The organism is Pseudomonas sp. R43(2017) (genome assembly GCF_002112345.1).
Classification (GTDB): Bacteria; Pseudomonadota; Gammaproteobacteria; order Pseudomonadales; family Pseudomonadaceae; genus Aquipseudomonas; species Aquipseudomonas kribbensis.
This window is the reverse complement of record NZ_NEHJ01000007.1, coordinates 214,261-231,685: the sequence shown is the minus strand read 5'-3', so window position 1 is coordinate 231,685 and position 17,425 is coordinate 214,261. Positions and strand designations below refer to the sequence as shown.

Below are 17,425 nucleotides of genomic sequence, written 5' to 3'. Positions count from 1 at the left end.
TTTTTGCTCAGACCTCGACGCGAGCCGATCATGACCTCCTTTGCAGCCCCCATTCTCATCACTGGCGCCGGCCAGCGCGTCGGGCTGCATTGCGCGCAGCGGCTGCTGGAAGACGGCCACCGGGTCATCTTCACCTACCGCAGCGAACGTCCCGGTGTGAAAACGTTAAGGGATCTGGGGGCCGTCGGCCTATTCGCGGACTTTTCCAGCGAGGCTTCGATCCTCGCTTTCATCGCTGAACTGAAGACCCACACCGACAGCCTGCGGGCCATCGTGCACAACGCTTCCGAATGGCTGGCGGAAAACGGCGACGGCGAAGCCGAAGCCTTCACCCGCATGTTCAACATTCACATGCTGGCGCCGTACCTGATCAACCTGCATTGCGCCGATCTGCTGCAACGGTCGAGCCCAGCCGACATCATCCACATCAGCGACGACGTCACCCGCAAGGGCAGCAGCAAGCACATCGGCTATTGCGCCAGCAAGGCCGGGCTCGACAGCCTCACGCTGTCCTTCGCCGCGCGCTACGCGCCGTCGATCAAGGTCAACGGCATCGCGCCGGCCCTGCTATTGTTCAATCCCGACGACGACGCGACATACCGTGCCAAGGCGCTGGCCAAGTCCGCGCTGGGCATCGAGCCGGGCAGCGAAGTGATCTATCAGAGCCTGCGTTATCTGCTCGACAACCCTTATGTCACCGGCACCACCCTGACCGTCAACGGCGGGCGGCACGTCAAGTAAAACGCCCCCGCGAGGATGCTCCATGACCCGTTCCCTGCCCGAAAACTACCGCGAGATCCTCATCGGCCTCGGTGAAGACCCCGACCGTGAAGGCTTGCTCGACACACCGGTGCGCGCGGCCAAGGCCATGCAGTATCTGTGTCACGGCTATGAACAGAGCGTCGACGAGATCGTCAATGGAGCGCTGTTCGCGTCCGACAGCGACGAGATGATCATCGTTGCCGACATCGAGCTCTACTCGTTGTGCGAACATCACCTGCTGCCCTTCATCGGCAAGGCCCATGTGGCTTATATTCCGACGGGCAAGGTGCTGGGACTGTCGAAGATCGCACGGCTGGTGGACATGTTCGCCCGCCGCCTGCAGATCCAGGAAAACCTCACCCGCCAGATCGCCGAGGCGGTCCAGCAAGTCACCGATGCCGCCGGTGTCGCGGTGGTCATCGAAGCCCGACACATGTGCATGATGATGCGCGGTGTCGAGAAACAGAATTCGACCATGAACACCTCGGTCATGCTCGGCGCCTTCCGCGAGTCGAGCAACACCCGCCAGGAGTTCCTGCAATTGATTGGACGGAGCAAGTAAATGCCACAACTTCAACCGGGAATGGCGCGCATCCGGGTCAAGGATCTGCGCCTGCGCACCTTTATCGGGATCAACGAGGACGAAATCCTCAACAAGCAGGATGTGCTGATCAACCTGACCATCCTGTACGCCGCGCAGGAAGCGGTGCGTGATAACGACATCGACCACGCGCTGAACTACCGCACCATCACCAAGGCGATCATCGCCCATGTGGAGGGCAACCGTTTTGCGCTGCTCGAACGCCTGACCCAGGAGCTGCTGGATCTGGTGATGGCCAACGAATCGGTGCTGTACGCCGAGGTCGAAGTCGACAAGCCGCACGCGTTGCGTTTTGCCGAGTCGGTGTCGATTACCCTCGCCGCCAGCCGCTGAGTGCGTCTGGCGCTCCGGGCGTCAGACTTTTATCATCCGCGCCACGATTTGACTGCACAGAGCCCATCATGACCGAGCAACAACGCCTCGAACTCGAAGCCGCCGCCTTCCGCCGGCTGGTCGCCCACCTGGACAGCCGCAAGGATGTGCAGAACATCGACCTGATGAACCTCTCCGGGTTCTGCCGCAATTGCCTGTCGAAGTGGTACAAGGCCGCCGCCGACGAACGCCAGATCGAGGTCAGCCTCGACGATGCCCGGGAAGTGGTTTACGGCATGCCGTACGCCGAGTGGAAAGCCCAATATCAGCAAGAAGCCAGCGCCGAACAACAAGCGGCGTTCGCCAAAGGAAAACCCAATGAGTGATCTGAACACCCTGCGCGCCAGCCTCAAGAGCGGCGAACACGTTTTTGCCGACACCCTGGCGTTCATCGCCGCCGGTTACGACTACCAGCCTCAGGCGTTCAACAACGGCGGCGTGGAAAACGCGGCCGGGCAGAACGAAGGTTCGTGCAAGACGTTGGGTCTGGCGCTGCTGGAAGGCTTGAGCGATGAAGAAGCCCTGCTGGCGTTCGGCGAACACTACCGTTCGGTTGTGGCAACGCCTGAAGGCAGCGATCACGGCAATATCCGTGCGCTGATCAAGCACGGTCTGGCCGGTGTGAAGTTCGACGCGCAGCCGCTGACCCGCCGGTAAATCTCGAAACAACACTATTCCTGTGGGAGCGAGCTTGCTCGCGATAGCGGAGTTTCAGTCAATACATGAGTTGAATGTGAAGCCGTCATCGCGAGCAAGCTCGCTCCCACAGAGAACAGTATTTACCGCAAAGTAGCGAGCATGAAAAAACCGGCCAATTGGCCGGTTTTTTTGTACCTGCGATCTTAGAACGAAGCGTTCTGCAGATCGTCCAGGTAACGCTCGGTGTCCAGTGCCGCCATGCAGCCGGCGCCGGCCGAGGTAATGGCCTGACGGTAAACGTGGTCGGCCACGTCGCCGGCGGCGAAGATGCCTTCGACGCTGGTCGCGGTGGCGTTGCCTTCACGGCCGCCCTGAACGACGAGGTAGCCGTCCTTCAGCTCCAGCTGACCTTCGAACAACGAAGTGTTCGGGGTGTGGCCGATCGCGATGAACACACCGTCAACTTTGATCTCGTCGAAGCTGCCGTCGTTGTTCTTCAGACGCGCACCGGTCACGCCCATGTTGTCACCCAGCACTTCGTCCAGGGTCGCGTTCAGTTTCAGCTCGATCTTGCCTTCGGCCACACGGGCGTTGAGCTTGTCGATCAGGATCTTCTCGGCGCGGAAGGTTTCGCGACGGTGGATCAGGGTGACCTTGCTGGCGATGTTGGCCAGGTACAGGGCTTCTTCGACAGCGGTGTTGCCGCCACCGACCACGGCCACCGGTTTGTTGCGATAGAAGAAACCGTCGCAGGTCGCGCAGGCCGAAACGCCTTTGCCCATGAACGCTTCTTCCGACGGCAGGCCCAGGTAACGAGCGCTGGCGCCGGTGGCGATGATCAGAGCGTCGCAGGTGTAGGTGCCGCTGTCGCCGGTCAGGCTGTACGGTTTGGAAGCGAAGTCCACGGCGTTGATGTGATCGAAGACGATCTCGGTTTCAAAACGCTCGGCGTGCTCGCGCATGCGCTCCATCAGCACCGGACCGGTCAGACCGTGGACGTCGCCCGGCCAGTTGTCGACTTCGGTGGTGGTGGTCAGTTGACCGCCGGCCTGCATGCCGGTGATCAGCAGCGGCTTGAGGTTGGCACGGGCAGCGTAGACAGCAGCGCTGTAACCGGCAGGGCCGGAACCGAGAATGATCACTCGCGAATGACGGACTTCAGACATGAACCTGTCTCCTGTTGACCGGCCGATACATCAGGCGCGGACGCCGGACTGCCGGCGAGAATAAAAAAGGACTGTGGATAACCTTGGGGAAGGCGTGAGCTCGACAGTCCTGTAAAAAGTTGGGTGCAGCGTATCGAGGGGGGCAAGATTAAGGAAATACGGTTTAACAATCCAGCTCATAGGTGGTCTCTATGCCGACACACTGACGAGATGGCCGTCTTTGTTACAGTGAATGTCGATCCCGCTGCCGCGCTTTCACAGCTTATGCAAAGCCGGTAAGGTCGGCGCGTTTTCCCTTGCTCGGAGCACCCTATGCCCGCCCCTGTTCTCTCCGGCCCGCAATACCTGCGCGAAGGCCTGAAACTGGTCCTGAGTCCTGGCCTGCGCCTGTTTGTGCTGCTGCCGCTGGCGATCAACCTGGTGCTGTTCGTCGGATTGATCTATTTCGCCGGTCACCAGTTCAGCCTGTGGGTCGATTCCCTGATGCCGTCGCTCCCCGACTGGCTGAGCTTCCTGAGCTACATCCTGTGGCCGCTGTTCGTGGTGCTGGTGGCGTTGATGGTGTTCTTCACTTTCACCATGCTCGCCAACGTGATCGCCGCGCCGTTCAACGGCTTTCTCGCGGAAAAAGTCGAAGTCGTGGTGCGCGGCACCGACGATTTCCCGGCCTTCAGCTGGGGCGAACTGATTGCAATGATCCCGCGCACCCTCGCCCGGGAAATGCGCAAACTGGGCTACTTTCTGCCCCGGGCCATCGGCCTGTTCATCCTGTCGTTCATCCCGATGGTGAATATTATCGCCGCGCCGCTGTGGCTGCTGTTCGGTGTATGGATGATGGCGATCCAGTACATCGACTACCCGGCGGACAACCACAAACTGGGCTGGAACGAGATGCTCGCCTGGCTGCGCCAGAAACGCTGGCAGAGCATGAGCTTCGGCGGGGTCGTTTACCTGGCGCTGCTGATCCCGGTGGTGAACATCCTGATGATGCCGGCGGCCGTGGCCGGGGCGACCTTGTTCTGGGTGCGCGAGCGCGGTGCCGAAAACCTCGTGACACAACGCTGAACGCACGTCACAAATCCATCATCCGAACGTCACAAGCGCGACATGGCCTCAGCCGACACTGAGGCCATGACGACAGCTCTACATATCACCCTGATCAGCGAAACCTTCCCACCGGAAATCAACGGCGTGGCCAATACCCTTGGCCGCTTGTGCGACGGCTTGCGCGCGCGCGGGCATCGGGTGGAACTGGTGCGGCCGCGTCAGGGTGACGATCCGCAGCGCAGTGAAGACGATGCGCTGCTGTTGTGCCGGGGCTGGCCGCTGCCGGGTTATCCGGGGTTGCAGTGGGGTCAGTCGTCGATGCACAAGTTGCTGCGCCGCTGGACACGCCAGCGCCCGGATGTGCTGTACATCGCCACCGAAGGCCCGCTCGGGTTGTCGGCACTGCGAGCCGCACGCCGCCTGGGCATCGCCGTAGTCAGCGGCTTCCACACCAACTTCCAGCAGTACACCAATCAGTACGGTCTCGGTCTGCTGACGCGTTTGCTGACGCATTATCTGCGCTGGTTCCACAATCGTTCGGCACTGACCCTGGTGCCGAGCGTCAGCCAGCGACTGGAACTGGAACGGCGGCATTTCGATCGTCTGGCGCTGCTGTCCCGAGGCGTCGACAGCCAGTTGTTCCACCCGACCAAACGCCTGAACGCCTTGCGCGAACTATGGGGATTGAGTGAGCAGGACATTGCGGTGATTCACGTAGGACGCCTGGCGCCCGAGAAGAACCTTGGCCTGCTCAAGCGCTGCTTCGAGAAACTCGCCAGCGCTTATCCACAGCGCAACCTGAAACTGATCATCGTCGGTGACGGACCGCAGCGGGTGGCGCTGGAAAAAGAATTGCCCGAGGCGATTTTCTGCGGCTCGCAACGCGGCGAAGCATTGGCGGCGCACTATGCGTCCGGCGATCTGTTCCTGTTTCCGAGCATGACCGAGACGTTCGGCAACGTCGTGCTGGAAGCTCTGGCGTCAGGCCTTGGCGTGGTGGCCTACGATCAGGCGGCGGCTGCGCAGCATATTCGCCACGGCTACAACGGCGTGCTGGCAATGCCGGGGGATGAAGAGGCGTTTTGCGATGCAGCGCAGTGGCTGCTGGAAGAGGATGAAACCTTGCGCTGCGTCAGATTGAACGCCCGCCAGCATGCCAGTCGTCAAGGCTGGGCGGCCATCATCGAGCAGTTTGAACACCATCTGCAGGGAGCCTGCCGCGACCTGCGCGACAAGCCCCCCACTTCGATCAAACCAGCGTCATCAACGCCTCACGGCTGAACGGCAGAATGTCCTGCTCGCGGCCTTCGCGCACTTTCTGCGCCCAGTCCGGATCCACCAGCAGCGCACGGCCCACGGCCACCAGATCAAACTCATCGTTGTTCAGACGCTCCAGCAGCTTTTCCAGGCTGGCCGGTTGCGCCACCTTGTCGGTGTTGACCATGAATTGCAGGAACTCGCCATCGAGGCCGACGCTGCCGACGGTGATGGTCGGTTTGCCGGTCAGCTTGCGAGTCCAGCCCGCCAGGTTCAGTTCGGAACCGTCGAATTCCGGCTCCCAGAAACGGCGCGTCGAGCAGTGGAAAATGTCCACTCCGGCGTCGGACAGCGGCTTGAGAAACTCGCCCAGCGCCTCCGGGGTTTGCACCAGACGTGCGGTGTAGTCCTGCTGCTTCCACTGCGAGAAGCGGAAGATGATCGGGAAACCTTCGCCTACGGCAGCGCGCACGGCCTGGATCAGCTCGATGGCGAAACGCGAACGGTTGGCCAGGCTGCCGCCGTATTCGTCGGTGCGCTGGTTGCTGCCTTCCCAGAAAAACTGGTCGATCAGGTAACCGTGGGCGCCGTGGATCTCCACGCCGTCCATGCCGATGCTCTGGGCATCTTTGGCAGCCTGGGCGAAGGCCGCGATCACGTCCTGGATGTCCTGTTTGGTCATGCCGTGCACCACGACCTGACCGTCCTTGAGTTTCTCGGTCGGGCCATAACCCGGCACGCTGGCATCCGGCTCGGTACCGATACGACGAACACTACCGACGTGCCACAGTTGCGGGACGATCTTGCCGCCCTCGGCGTGCACCGCGTCGACGACTTTCTTCCAGCCGGCCAGTGCCGCTTCGCCGAAGAACTGCGGCACATTCGGGTAGCCGTTGGAGGCTTGGTGGCCGACGGTGGTGCCCTCGGTGATGATCAGGCCGACACCGGCCGCCGCGCGACGACGGTAGTACTCGATCACTTTGGAATTGGGGACGCCACCCGGAGAGAACGAACGGGTCATCGGCGCCATGACTACGCGGGTCGGCAGTTCGAGGGCACCGAGCTGGAACGGTTTGAACAAGGCTTGAACAGGCATGGGAGGCTCCACGAAAAATTGATCGACGGGCATTGAACTCATATGACGGCGATAATATGCGGAGTTCCAACAGTGTCATAGCACTATTGATCTGAATGATTAAGGGTCAAAAGGCAGGCAAAAAAAATCGCAGCTCGATGGCTGCGATTTTCGCGTTTCAGCTCAGGGCTTTTTCAATTGCCGTGATCACCGAAGGATCATCCGGCGCAGTGCGCGGCGAGAAACGCGCCAGTACGCGACCGTCCTTGCCGAGCAGGAATTTCTCGAAATTCCAGGTGATGTCGCCGGGAAATTCGGCGCCCTCGCCCGCCAGCAGACGGTAGAGCTGATGGCGATCGTGGCCGTTGACTTCGAGCTTCTTCGACAACGGAAAACTCACGCCATAGTTAAGGCTGCAGAATTCCTGAATCTCCTGCTCGCTGCCCGGTTCCTGGCCGGCAAACTGGTTGCACGGCAGGCCCAGCACGCTGAAGCCTTTGCCCTTGTATTGCTGATAGAGGTTTTCCAGCGCCGCGTACTGTGGGGTCAAGCCGCATTTGGAGGCGACGTTGACCACCAGCACGACTTGGCCCTTGAAGGGTGCCAGCGGTAGCTCCTGACCATCCAGGGCTGTCAACTTAAGGTCGTGAAAAGCACTCATGACGAACTCCAGATTCCCGTGTTCTACTCGAAACAGCCACTTGGCGAGACTACCAAGGACAGCCGCGGACTAAAAAGGCGCCCTCGGGCGCCTCTCCAGTTCTCTGAGCTTAGCGCAGAAAATCAGTGGTGATGGCCACCTTCGCCATGGACGTGACCATGAGCGACTTCTTCCTGGCTGGCGTCACGGATAGCAACGACCTTCACTTTGAAGTTCAGGCGCTGACCGGCCAGCGGGTGGTTGCCGTCGACGGTCACGTCGTCGCCGTCCAGATCACGGATGGTGACGATCTGCATCTGGCCGTCCGGCGCCGAAGCGTGGAACTGCATGCCGACTTCCAGCTCGTCGACACCTTCGAACATGCTGCGGCTCAGGGTGCTGACCAGTTCGGCCGAGTACTCGCCGTAGGCATCTTCCGGCTCAACGGAAACTTCCAGCTCGTTGCCGACTTCCTTGCCTTCCAGGGCTTTTTCCAGGCCCGGGATGATGTTGCCTGCGCCATGCAGGTAAACCAGCGGAGCGCCGCCGGCGGAGCTGTCGATGACCTCACCAGCGTCGTTGGTCAGGGTATAGTCGATGGAGACAGCCTTATTGGCGGCGATCAGCATGGGGCGAGACCTTTTGCATAAGAATATAGAAAGGCCAAGTTTAGCGAAGCAATCGCTCGAAAGCGAACACAACCCTGACAAACGGGATTCGACGATCACAGGCTTCCATCAGGACGAAGACGGTCACTGGGTGGCCGAGCTTTCCTGCGGCCACACCCAGCACCTGCGTCACCAACCGCCGTGGCAGTCGCGGGCATGGGTGCTGGACGCAACGCAACGTATTGAAAAAATAGGCCAACCCTTTGCTTGCGGTTGGTGCGCTCAAGGCGCGGTTAGCGCTAACCTTGACGCCTGAAAAACCGGTGGAAGGCCAGCCATAGGCCCACGCCCTTGCCATGCACCCTTAGAGAATCCGCATGCAAACTTTTTTTATCGCGCCCACCGATTTTGGTGTGGGTCTGACCTCCATCAGCCTCGGGCTGGTGCGTACGCTGGAACGGGCCGGGCTGAAAGTCGGCTTCTTCAAACCGATTGCCCAGCCACATCCGGGCGACACCGGCCCAGAGCGTTCCACCGAACTGGTGGCCCGCACCCACGGCCTGAAACCGCCACAGCCGCTGGGCCTGGCCCATGTCGAGCGGATGCTTGGCGACGGTCAGCTCGACGAGTTGCTCGAAGAAATCATCGCGCTCTACCAGCATGCTGCCGTCGGCAAGGACGTGCTGGTCGTCGAAGGCATGGTGCCGACCCGCAGCGCCAGCTATGCCGCGCGGGTCAACCTGCACCTGGCCAAGAGCCTGGACGCCGAAGTGATTCTGGTCTCGGCGCCGGAAAACGAAGTGCTCACCGAACTGTCCGGCCGCGTCGAGTTGCAGGCGCAACTGTTCGGCGGGCCGAAAGACCCGAAAGTCCTCGGCGTGATCCTCAACAAGGTCAAGACCGACGAGAGCATGGATGCCTTCGCCGCGCGCCTGAAAGAACATTCGCCGTTGCTGCGCAGCGGTGATTTCCGCCTGCTGGGCTGCATTCCGTTCCAGCCGGAACTCAACGCCCCGCGCACCCGCGACGTCGCCGACCTGATGGGCGCCCAGGTGCTCAACGCCGGCGACTACGAAACCCGGCGCATGACCAGGACCATCATTTGTGCACGCACCATGCGCAACACCGTGGACCTGCTCAAACCCGGCGTGCTGGTGGTAACTCCGGGCGATCGCGACGACATCATCCTCGCCGTCAGCCTCGCCGCCATCAATGGCGTACCGCTGGCCGGCCTGTTGCTGACCAGCGACACCCTGCCGGATCCGCGCATCATGGACCTGTGCCGTGGCGCGCTGCAGGCTGGTTTGCCGGTGTTGTCGGTGAGCACCGGCTCCTACGACACCGCCAACCTGCTCAACGGCCTGAACAAGGAAATCCCCGTCGATGACCGCGAACGCGCGGAGATCATCACCGATTTCGTCGCCAGTCATCTGGATGCCAAGTGGCTGCATCAGCGCTGCGGTACGCCGCGAGAAATGCGCCTGTCTCCAGCGGTGTTCCGCTATCAATTGATACAACGCGCCCAGGCTGCGAACAAACGCATCGTGCTGCCCGAAGGCAGCGAGCCGTTCACCGTGCAAGCGGCGGCGATCTGTCAGGAGCGTGGCATTGCCCGTTGCGTGTTGCTGGCCAAACCGGCGGACGTCGAAGCCGTCGCCCGGGCGCAGGGCATCGTGTTGCCGCCGGGGCTGGAAATCCTCGATCCGGATCTGATCCGCGAGCGCTACGTCGAACCGATGGTCGCCCTGCGCAAGAGCAAAAGCCTCAACGCGCCGATGGCCGAGCAGCAGCTGGAAGACACCGTTGTGATCGGTACCATGATGCTGGCGCTGGATGAGGTCGACGGACTGGTTTCCGGCGTCATCAACACCACCGCCAACACCATCCGCCCGGCACTGCAACTGATCAAGACGGCGCCGGGCTGCACGCTGGTGTCGTCGGTGTTCTTCATGCTGTTCCCCGAAGAAGTGCTGGTCTACGGTGACTGCGTGATGAACCCTCACCCGAGCGCCAGCGAACTGGCGGAGATTGCCCTGCAAAGCGCCGACTCGGCCGCCGCGTTCGGCATCACTCCGCGCGTGGCGATGATCAGCTACTCCAGTGGCGAATCCGCCACCGGCGAGGAAGTCGAGAAAGTCCGCGAAGCCACCCTGCTCGCCCACGAACAACAGCACTCGCTGCTGATCGATGGACCGCTGCAATACGACGCCGCCGCCAACGAAACCGTGGCCCGGCAACTGGCGCCGAACAGCCAGGTGGCCGGTCGCGCCACGGTGTTCGTGTTCCCCGACCTGAACACCGGAAACACCACCCACAAAGCCGTGCAGCGCAGCGCCGACTGCGTGAGCCTCGGCCCGATGTTGCAAGGCCTGCGCAAACCGGTGAACGATCTGCCGCGCGGCGCGCAGGTCGACGACATCGTCTACACCATCGCCCTGACTGCGATTCAGGCTGCCAACCGACCTCTGGATATCTGACCCGATGCTGGCTTTTCTCCCTGCCACCCTGCGCGGCGTGATCGCCGCGCTGCTGTTGGCGCTGAACACGATCCTGCTGTGCTCGTTCCTGTTTCTCGTGGCGCTGATCAAAGTGCTGCCGTTCGACCTCGCACGCCGCGCTTCGCGCTGGCTGATGAGCCACACCCACGAAGCCTGGATCAGCAACAACAAAGGCTGGATGAACCTGGTGCGCCGCACCCGCTGGCACCTCAGCGGCCTGCAAGGCCTGGACTATCAACACTCGTACCTGATCACCAGCAACCACCAAAGCTGGGTCGATATTTTGGTGCTGCAATACGTGCTCAACCGTCGTATCCAGCCGCTGAAATTCTTCCTCAAACAGGAACTGATCTGGGTGCCGATCATCGGCCTGGCGTGGTGGACGCTGGGCTTTCCGTTCATGAAACGCTACTCGAAAGCCTATCTGGAAAAACACCCGGAAAAGAAAGGCAAAGACCTGGAAACCACCCGCAAGACCTGCGCGAAATTCCGCGACAACCCGGTGGGCATCTTCAACTTCGTCGAAGGCACACGCTTCACCGAAGGCAAGCACGCGCAGCAGCAGTCACCGTTCAAATACCTGCTCAAACCCAAAGCCGGCGGCATTGCCTTCGTGCTGGATGCAATGGGCGAACAGCTGGAATCGATCGTCAACGTGACCATCCACTATCCGGGCGGACGTCCAGGCTTCTGGGACCTGCTGTGCGGCAACGTGCGGGACGTGGTGGTGCACTTTGAAGAACTGAAAATCCCGCCGCAGTTCATCGGCAAGAACTACGACCAGGACGGCGAATACCGCCTGCAATTCCAGGGCTGGATCAACCAGCTGTGGCAGGACAAGGATGCGCTGCTGGAGCAAATGCATCGCGAGTATCCGAACCAACGCTGATTACCCTGAGGGAGCCCCGACAGAACAGGCCGGCTGTCAGGCCGCCATCGCCAGCAGGCTGACTCCCACAGAAAAGCAGTTCGCTATTGGCTTTTCGCTTCCCACCACTCAACACGATGAGCGTTAGCTCGAGTACCGCTTTTGACGTGCCGGCCCCTTCGGCAGGCTGAGTGGAGGGATTCATCCGGGGGTGGGAGCGCAGCGACCGTGCGGCGAAGCCGCATGCATCGAGAGGAGGTGCAGCGAAGCAAACCGTAGGCGATGCCCCCGGATGAATCCAGGAACGAAGGAACCCCGAGCCCCAGCGAGGGGCCGAACGCCGGGGCCAAGCCTTTTGGTTCCTTTTTGGCGTTTGAAAAAGGGACTCGCCGTAAGGGCGAAACCGCCAGCCGCAACCCCCGAAGAAACGGATATACACCCAAAACCCCAAGAGCATGGCCGGCCCAAAGGCCGCCACCGCCAGCAGGCCAACCACAAAAAAAAAGCCCGCCGATGATCACTCATCGACGGGCTTTTTATTGGCAGCTAACGCTTAAATCGCACCACGCTTGCGCAGCAGATCCAGCACTTGCTTGACACCCTCTTCCAGCGACAGCGACTGGGTATCGATCACCAGATCAGCATCCAGCGGCACGTCATACGGGAACGACTCACCCGGAATGTTATCGCCACCCGCCGCGTACAAACCTTGCGGATCACGCTCGGCGCAAACAGTCGGCGAAGCCTGGACATAGACCGTCAGCAAACGCTCCTTGCCAATCAGATCCTTGGCCTGCTCACGACCTTCAGCACTCGGCGCCACAAACGCAGCAAGCGTCAGCAGACCCGCTTCGTTGAACTGACGCGCCACATGCGCGGCACGACGCCAGTTCTCGGTGCGACCGGCGCGATCCTGCGGCAGACCTTTGTTGAGGTCGTGACGCAGATTCTGACCATCGAGTACAAACACCGCACGCCCCATGTCGAACAGCTTGCGCTCGACCGCGTAGGCCAGCGTGCTCTTGCCCGCGCCCGACAGGCCGCTGAACAGCACGGTGGCCGGTTGCTGACCGAAACGCTGGGCGCGCTCGGTGGTCGCGACATGGGCCAGTTTGCCGTGATGGGTGGCCGTGCCATGAGCCAGCGGCTGGGCGACGATCATGCCGGCGCCGACGGTGCCGTTGGTCAAACGATCGATGACGATGAACGCGCCGGTGGTGCGGTTGCTGTCGTAACCGTCGAGGGCGATCGGCGCATCGAGCGCGATCTTCACCTTGCCGATTTCGTTGAGCTGCAACGCGCTCGCCGGGCCTTCTTCGAGGGTGTTGACGTCGACCTTGTTGACGATGCTGGCGATGGAGCCCGGCACGTAACTGGTGGCACGCTTGATGTCGTATTTCTTGCCCGGCAGCATCGGCTCTTCAGCCATCCACACCAGCATCGCTTCGAAGCTGTCGGTCACCGGCGGAACGTTGTCGGCGTGTACCAGCAGGTCGCCACGGGAGATGTCGATCTCGTCTTCCATGGTCAGCGTCACCGCCTGACCCGGGCCGGCATGTTCCAGCTCACCTTCGAAAGTGACGATGGATTTCACGCGGCTGCTCTTGCCCGACGGCAGGACCACGACTTCGTCGCCCTTCTTGACGATGCCGCTGGCCAGGGTGCCGGCGAAACCGCGGAAGTTCAGGTTCGGACGGTTGACGTACTGCACCGGGAAACGCAGATCGGTGAAGTTGCGATCGCCCGCCACTTCCACGGTCTCGAGGATTTCCATCAGCGACTGACCGGTGTACCACGGCGAACGCTCGGACTTGTTCACCACGTTGTCGCCCTTCAGGGCGGACATCGGCACGAAGTGCATGCTCGTCGGCTTCATCTTCAAGCCTTCGGCGAACTTCAGGTAGTCGGCCTTGATCGACTCGAACACGCCCTGATCGAAGCCCTTCAGGTCCATCTTGTTGATGGCGACAACGATGTGCTTGATGCCCAGCAGCGAGGCGATGAAACTGTGGCGACGGGTCTGGGTCTGCACGCCGTAACGGGCGTCGACCAGGATGATCGCCAAGTCACAGGTGGAGGCACCGGTGGCCATGTTGCGGGTGTACTGCTCATGGCCGGGGGTGTCGGCGATGATGAATTTGCGCTTGGCGGTGGAGAAATAGCGGTAGGCGACATCGATGGTGATGCCCTGCTCGCGCTCGGCCTGCAGGCCGTCGACCAGCAACGCCAGGTCAATGTCGTCACCGGTGGTGCCGACTTTCTTCGAATCGCGGGTAATGGCTTCGAGGTGATCTTCGTAGATCATCTTCGAGTCGTGCAGCAGGCGCCCGATCAGGGTGCTCTTGCCGTCATCGACGTTACCGCAGGTCAAAAAGCGCAGCAGCTCTTTACGTTCGTGCTGGCCCAGGTAGGCGAGGATGTCCTCGCTGATCAAATCAGATGCGTGCGACATGACAGCCCCTTAGAAATAGCCTTGACGTTTCTTGTCTTCCATCGAGCCTGCGCCATCGTGGTCGATGACACGGCCCTGGCGCTCGGAAGTTCGCGTCAGGAGCATTTCCTGAATGATGTCCGTCAGGCTTTCGGCCTCGGACTCCACCGCGCCCGTCAACGGGTAGCAGCCAAGGGTACGGAAACGCACTTTCTTTTTGACGATGCGCGCCTTGTCCTCGTCGGACAGGTGCTCGAGGATGCGCTCGTCGTCGATCATGATCAGCGTGCCGTTCTTCTCGATCACTTCGCGTTCGGCGGCGAAGTACAGCGGAACGATCGGGATGCCTTCGAGGTAGATGTATTGCCAGATGTCCAGCTCGGTCCAGTTCGACAACGGGAATACGCGGATGGATTCGCCCTTGTTGACCTTGCCGTTGTAGACGTTCCACAGCTCCGGACGCTGGTTCTTCGGATCCCAGCGGTGTTTGCTGTCACGGAACGAGTAGACGCGCTCCTTGGCGCGGGACTTCTCTTCATCGCGACGGGCACCGCCGAACGCGGCGTCGAAACCATGCTTGTCGAGTGCCTGCTTCAGGCCCTCGGTCTTCATGATGTCGGTGTGTTTGGCGCTGCCGTGGGTGAACGGGTTGATGCCCTGCGCAACGCCATCCGGGTTGACGTGGGTGATCAGGTCCAGGCCCAGCTCTTCGACCATCTTGTCGCGGAACTTGTACATCTCCTGGAATTTCCAGCGGGTGTCGACGTGCATCACCGGAAACGGCAGTTTGCCCGGGAAGAACGCCTTGCGTGCCAGATGCAGCATCACGGCGGAGTCTTTACCGATGGAGTACAGCATCACCGGGTTGTCGAACTCGGCGGCCACCTCGCGGATGATGTGGATGCTTTCCGCCTCCAGCTGTTTCAGATGCGTCAGTTTGTCGACCATGGCTACTCACGAAAGCTTTCTTATGAACGGCCAGCGGGCCGTGTTCGAGCGGGGAATCCTAGCACAGCGCCCTTCTTCTAATCAGGGCGCGGACTAGAACGAAAGAGCATATGAATATGCCCGCCCGTTCGGGCGATGAAAGCCAATGTGGGAGCGAGCTTGCTCGCGAAAGCGGCCTGCCATTCAACAATGATGGAGACTGATACGGCCTCTTCGCGAGCAAGCTCGCTCCCACAGGGTTGGTGAATTCAGATTGGATTCGGGCAGTCGATGAAGATGTGTTCCAGGGCGAACCGCTTCGCCAGATAATCGCCCAGCGCCTGCACACCGTAGCGTTCGGTGGCGTGGTGGCCGGCAGCGATGAAGCTGATGTCGTTTTCCCGGGCACTGTGGAACGTCTGTTCGGATGCCTCGCCACTGATGAACAGATCGACGCCGGCGGCAATGGCGTTGTCGATATAGCCCTGCCCCCCGCCGGTGCACCAGCCGACCCGGCGAATCATCGCGCTGCCCTCGATCAGCAGCGGCTCGCGGCCCATGCGTTCCTGCACGCGACGGGCGAAGTCGCGGGCGGTCACCGGTTCATCCAGCGAACCGACCAGCCCGACGATCTTCAGGTTATCCGGGTCCAGCGGCCCTTCGACAGTGATGTCGAGCTGCCGGGCCAGTTGCACGTTGTTGCCGACGTCCGGGTGCAGGTCCAGTGGCAGGTGATAGGCCAGCAGACTGATGTCGTGCTTGAGCAGCGTCTTCAAGCGGCGCTGCTTCATGCCGGTGATGCACGGATTCTCGCCCTTCCAGAAGTAACCGTGATGCACCAGCACCAGATCGGCCTCGGCTTCGACGGCGGCATTGAGCAATGCCTGGCTGGCGGTGACGCCGCTGACGATGCGCATCACCTGCGGACGGCCCTCGACCTGCAGGCCGTTGGGGCAATAATCGGCAATTTTCGCACTGCCGAGGTAGCGGTCGGCTTCTTCGACCAGGGTACTGAGGGCAACGGCCATGAAAGACTCCTGAAAATCCCGTTCAGAGGCACGCGCGGCCTCGTATAATGCGCGACATTATGGGCGGTCTGACCCCGCCTGCAACTTTTCCAGGACGTGCTTAATGCTCAAGGCGCTGCGTTTTTTCGGCTGGCCGCTGTTGGCCGGTGTGCTTATCGCTCTGTTGATTATTCAGCGTTACCCGCAGTGGGTCGGGCTTCCGAGCCTCGACGTCAACCTGCAACAGGCTCCGCAGACCACCAGCGTGCAACAGGGGCCGGTGTCCTACGCCGACGCGGTGGTGATTGCCGCGCCGTCGGTGGTCAACCTCTACACCACCAAAGTCATCAACAAACCGGCGCATCCGCTGTTCGAGGATCCGCAGTTCCGCCGCTTCTTCGGTGACAACTCGCCGAAACAGAAGCGCATGGAGTCGAGCCTCGGTTCCGGCGTGATCATGAGCCCGGAAGGCTACATCCTGACCAACAACCACGTCACCACCGGTGCCGACCAGATCGTCGTGGCGCTCAAGGATGGCCGTGAAACCCTGGCCCGGGTGATCGGCAGCGACCCGGAAACTGATCTGGCAGTCCTGAAGATCGACCTGAAGAACCTGCCGGCGATCACCGTCGGTCGCTCAGACAATATCCGCATCGGCGACGTTGCACTGGCCATCGGCAACCCGTTCGGGGTCGGCCAGACCGTGACCATGGGCATCATCAGCGCCACCGGCCGTAACCAGCTGGGCCTGAACAACTACGAAGACTTCATCCAGACCGACGCAGCGATCAACCCGGGCAACTCCGGCGGCGCACTGGTGGACGCCAACGGCAACCTGACCGGCATCAACACGGCGATCTTCTCCAAGTCCGGCGGCTCCCAGGGCATCGGCTTCGCGATCCCGGTGAAGCTGGCAATGGAAGTGATGAAATCGATCATCGAGCACGGTCAGGTGATTCGTGGCTGGCTGGGGATCGAGGTGCAACCGCTGACCCAGGAACTGGCGGAGTCGTTTGGCCTGTCGGGGCGTCCGGGGATCGTGGTAGCGGGGATTTTCCGCGACGGCCCGGCACAGAAGGCCGGCCTGCAACTGGGCGACGTGATCCTCAGCATCGACGGCGAACCGGCCGGCGATGGCCGCAAATCGATGAACCAGGTGGCGCGGATCAAGCCGACCGACAAGGTCACGATTCAGGTGATGCGCAATGGCAAGGAATTGAAGCTGACCGCCGAGATCGGTCTGCGTCCGCCACCGGCGCCAGTCAAAGAAGAAGAGTAAGTACAAAAAAAGACGGGAGCGAATTCGCTCCCGTCTTTTTATCGGCAAGTCAGAGTTCGCGGAGGCCGTCGATCAACGCCTGATTCTGCTCCGGCGTACCGATCGAAATCCGCAGGAACTGGGCAATCCACTCCTGCTTGAAATGTCGCCAGCTCACGGCACAACGCCTTCAAGACGCAGAAAAATCAAAAGTGCGTGGACTTATAAATAGCCGAACAACCTTATAGCCATCAAATATCAGGCTTATT

18 protein-coding genes and 1 pseudogene are annotated in these 17,425 nt (G+C 61.1%); 11 read left to right on the top strand and 8 right to left on the bottom strand.

Annotated elements, in window-relative coordinates:
- Nucleotides 1-30: 30 nt before the first annotated feature.
- From folM to CAG02_RS20725, 5 genes are all read left to right on the top strand, one after another.
- Nucleotides 31-741: a dihydromonapterin reductase gene (gene folM, locus CAG02_RS20745; protein WP_085711758.1), complete on the top strand. Its 711-nt coding sequence runs from the start codon at nucleotides 31-33 to the stop codon at nucleotides 739-741.
- A 22-nt stretch (nucleotides 742-763) separates the two neighbouring features.
- On the top strand, nucleotides 764-1,324 hold the full coding sequence (folE, locus tag CAG02_RS20740; protein WP_085711759.1) for a GTP cyclohydrolase I FolE: 561 nt from the start codon (nucleotides 764-766) through the stop codon (nucleotides 1,322-1,324).
- Nucleotides 1,325-1,696, top strand: coding sequence for a dihydroneopterin triphosphate 2'-epimerase (folX, locus tag CAG02_RS20735; RefSeq protein WP_007957207.1), 372 nt, complete (start codon nucleotides 1,325-1,327; stop codon nucleotides 1,694-1,696).
- A gap of 68 nt (nucleotides 1,697-1,764) precedes the next feature.
- A complete protein-coding gene (locus tag CAG02_RS20730; RefSeq protein WP_085711760.1) occupies nucleotides 1,765-2,061 on the top strand; it encodes a DUF1244 domain-containing protein in 297 nt (98 codons plus the stop codon).
- Nucleotides 2,054-2,392, top strand: coding sequence for a HopJ type III effector protein (locus CAG02_RS20725; protein ID WP_085711761.1), 339 nt, complete (start codon nucleotides 2,054-2,056; stop codon nucleotides 2,390-2,392). The genes CAG02_RS20730 and CAG02_RS20725 overlap by 8 nt, the downstream gene beginning before the upstream one ends.
- 185 nt (nucleotides 2,393-2,577) lie before the next feature.
- Here CAG02_RS20725 and trxB read toward each other — a convergent pair whose 3' ends face one another.
- Nucleotides 2,578-3,540 carry a thioredoxin-disulfide reductase gene (trxB, locus tag CAG02_RS20720; RefSeq protein WP_085711762.1) on the bottom strand — a complete coding sequence of 321 codons (963 nt, stop codon included), beginning with the start codon at nucleotides 3,538-3,540 and terminating at the stop codon, nucleotides 2,578-2,580.
- A gap of 312 nt (nucleotides 3,541-3,852) precedes the next feature.
- Between trxB and cysZ the strand changes: the two genes are divergently transcribed.
- Nucleotides 3,853-4,605: a sulfate transporter CysZ gene (gene cysZ, locus CAG02_RS20715; RefSeq protein ID WP_085711763.1), complete on the top strand. Its 753-nt coding sequence runs from the start codon at nucleotides 3,853-3,855 to the stop codon at nucleotides 4,603-4,605.
- A gap of 42 nt (nucleotides 4,606-4,647) precedes the next feature.
- A complete protein-coding gene (locus tag CAG02_RS20710) occupies nucleotides 4,648-5,868 on the top strand; it encodes a glycosyltransferase family 1 protein (protein WP_085711764.1) in 1,221 nt (406 codons plus the stop codon).
- Here CAG02_RS20710 and CAG02_RS20705 read toward each other — a convergent pair.
- From CAG02_RS20705 to CAG02_RS20695, 3 genes are all read right to left on the bottom strand, one after another.
- On the bottom strand, nucleotides 5,837-6,940 hold the full coding sequence (locus CAG02_RS20705) for an NADH:flavin oxidoreductase (protein WP_085711765.1): 1,104 nt from the start codon (nucleotides 6,938-6,940) through the stop codon (nucleotides 5,837-5,839). The genes CAG02_RS20710 and CAG02_RS20705 overlap by 32 nt on opposite strands.
- Nucleotides 6,941-7,097: 157 nt before the next feature.
- The gene (locus tag CAG02_RS20700) at nucleotides 7,098-7,580 is read right to left on the bottom strand and encodes a glutathione peroxidase (RefSeq protein ID WP_007959082.1); all 483 of its coding nucleotides are present in this window, start codon (nucleotides 7,578-7,580) and stop codon (nucleotides 7,098-7,100) included.
- 122 nt (nucleotides 7,581-7,702) lie between these two features.
- Complete coding sequence (locus CAG02_RS20695; RefSeq protein WP_085711766.1) at nucleotides 7,703-8,188, bottom strand: peptidylprolyl isomerase; 486 nt, start codon at nucleotides 8,186-8,188, stop codon at nucleotides 7,703-7,705.
- Between CAG02_RS20695 and CAG02_RS20690 the strand changes: the two genes are divergently transcribed.
- The 3 genes from CAG02_RS20690 (at nucleotide 8,157) to CAG02_RS20680 (ending at nucleotide 11,554) form a co-directional block, all read left to right on the top strand.
- Nucleotides 8,157-8,483 carry a DUF3565 domain-containing protein gene (locus CAG02_RS20690; RefSeq protein WP_085711877.1) on the top strand — a complete coding sequence of 109 codons (327 nt, stop codon included), beginning with the start codon at nucleotides 8,157-8,159 and terminating at the stop codon, nucleotides 8,481-8,483. The genes CAG02_RS20695 and CAG02_RS20690 overlap by 32 nt on opposite strands.
- A gap of 61 nt (nucleotides 8,484-8,544) precedes the next feature.
- Nucleotides 8,545-10,644 (top strand): phosphate acetyltransferase, encoded by a 2,100-nt coding sequence (gene pta, locus CAG02_RS20685; protein WP_085711767.1) that lies wholly within the window; start codon nucleotides 8,545-8,547, stop codon nucleotides 10,642-10,644.
- A gap of 4 nt (nucleotides 10,645-10,648) precedes the next feature.
- Complete coding sequence (locus CAG02_RS20680) at nucleotides 10,649-11,554, top strand: acyltransferase (protein WP_085711768.1); 906 nt, start codon at nucleotides 10,649-10,651, stop codon at nucleotides 11,552-11,554.
- Nucleotides 11,555-12,086: 532 nt separating this feature from the next.
- On the opposite strand, the gene cysN is transcribed toward CAG02_RS20680, so the two are convergent.
- The 3 genes from cysN to CAG02_RS20665 all read right to left on the bottom strand — a co-directional run bounded on the left by cysN (nucleotide 12,087) and on the right by CAG02_RS20665 (nucleotide 15,919).
- Entirely contained in the window at nucleotides 12,087-13,985 is a 1,899-nt protein-coding gene (cysN, locus tag CAG02_RS20675; RefSeq protein WP_085711769.1) for a sulfate adenylyltransferase subunit CysN, read from the bottom strand.
- Between the two features lie 9 nt (nucleotides 13,986-13,994).
- Complete coding sequence (gene cysD, locus CAG02_RS20670) at nucleotides 13,995-14,912, bottom strand: sulfate adenylyltransferase subunit CysD (protein WP_007953546.1); 918 nt, start codon at nucleotides 14,910-14,912, stop codon at nucleotides 13,995-13,997.
- A gap of 248 nt (nucleotides 14,913-15,160) precedes the next feature.
- Nucleotides 15,161-15,919, bottom strand: a complete 759-nt coding sequence (locus CAG02_RS20665; RefSeq protein ID WP_085711770.1) for a Nif3-like dinuclear metal center hexameric protein — start codon at nucleotides 15,917-15,919, stop codon at nucleotides 15,161-15,163.
- 103 nt (nucleotides 15,920-16,022) lie between these two features.
- Here CAG02_RS20665 and algW point away from each other — a divergent pair, with 103 nt between their 5' ends.
- Entirely contained in the window at nucleotides 16,023-17,177 is a 1,155-nt protein-coding gene (algW, locus tag CAG02_RS20660) for a Do family serine endopeptidase AlgW (protein WP_085711771.1), read from the top strand.
- Between the two features lie 49 nt (nucleotides 17,178-17,226).
- Here algW and CAG02_RS30300 read toward each other — a convergent pair.
- Nucleotides 17,227-17,334: pseudogene (locus CAG02_RS30300) on the bottom strand (hypothetical protein); the annotation flags it as partial.
- Nucleotides 17,335-17,425: the final 91 nt, after the last annotated feature.

What these genes read in the sequence shown, in the direction of transcription:
- CAG02_RS20680 (WP_085711768.1), top strand. Translation starts at nt 10,649, where the DNA reads ATGCTGGCTTTTCTCCCTGCCACCCTGCGCGGCGTGATCGCCGCGCTG.
- CAG02_RS20690 (WP_085711877.1), top strand. Translation starts at nt 8,157, where the DNA reads ATGGAGACAGCCTTATTGGCGGCGATCAGCATGGGGCGAGACCTTTTG.
- cysZ (WP_085711763.1), top strand. Translation starts at nt 3,853, where the DNA reads ATGCCCGCCCCTGTTCTCTCCGGCCCGCAATACCTGCGCGAAGGCCTG.
- cysN (WP_085711769.1), bottom strand. Translation starts at nt 13,985, where the DNA reads ATGTCGCACGCATCTGATTTGATCAGCGAGGACATCCTCGCCTACCTG.
- CAG02_RS20700 (WP_007959082.1), bottom strand. Translation starts at nt 7,580, where the DNA reads ATGAGTGCTTTTCACGACCTTAAGTTGACAGCCCTGGATGGTCAGGAG.
- CAG02_RS20695 (WP_085711766.1), bottom strand. Translation starts at nt 8,188, where the DNA reads ATGCTGATCGCCGCCAATAAGGCTGTCTCCATCGACTATACCCTGACC.
- folE (WP_085711759.1), top strand. Translation starts at nt 764, where the DNA reads ATGACCCGTTCCCTGCCCGAAAACTACCGCGAGATCCTCATCGGCCTC.
- cysD (WP_007953546.1), bottom strand. Translation starts at nt 14,912, where the DNA reads ATGGTCGACAAACTGACGCATCTGAAACAGCTGGAGGCGGAAAGCATC.
- pta (WP_085711767.1), top strand. Translation starts at nt 8,545, where the DNA reads ATGCAAACTTTTTTTATCGCGCCCACCGATTTTGGTGTGGGTCTGACC.
- folX (WP_007957207.1), top strand. Translation starts at nt 1,325, where the DNA reads ATGCCACAACTTCAACCGGGAATGGCGCGCATCCGGGTCAAGGATCTG.
- CAG02_RS20705 (WP_085711765.1), bottom strand. Translation starts at nt 6,940, where the DNA reads ATGCCTGTTCAAGCCTTGTTCAAACCGTTCCAGCTCGGTGCCCTCGAA.
- CAG02_RS20665 (WP_085711770.1), bottom strand. Translation starts at nt 15,919, where the DNA reads ATGGCCGTTGCCCTCAGTACCCTGGTCGAAGAAGCCGACCGCTACCTC.
- CAG02_RS20730 (WP_085711760.1), top strand. Translation starts at nt 1,765, where the DNA reads ATGACCGAGCAACAACGCCTCGAACTCGAAGCCGCCGCCTTCCGCCGG.
- CAG02_RS20725 (WP_085711761.1), top strand. Translation starts at nt 2,054, where the DNA reads ATGAGTGATCTGAACACCCTGCGCGCCAGCCTCAAGAGCGGCGAACAC.
- algW (WP_085711771.1), top strand. Translation starts at nt 16,023, where the DNA reads ATGCTCAAGGCGCTGCGTTTTTTCGGCTGGCCGCTGTTGGCCGGTGTG.
- folM (WP_085711758.1), top strand. Translation starts at nt 31, where the DNA reads ATGACCTCCTTTGCAGCCCCCATTCTCATCACTGGCGCCGGCCAGCGC.
- trxB (WP_085711762.1), bottom strand. Translation starts at nt 3,540, where the DNA reads ATGTCTGAAGTCCGTCATTCGCGAGTGATCATTCTCGGTTCCGGCCCT.
- CAG02_RS20710 (WP_085711764.1), top strand. Translation starts at nt 4,648, where the DNA reads ATGGCCTCAGCCGACACTGAGGCCATGACGACAGCTCTACATATCACC.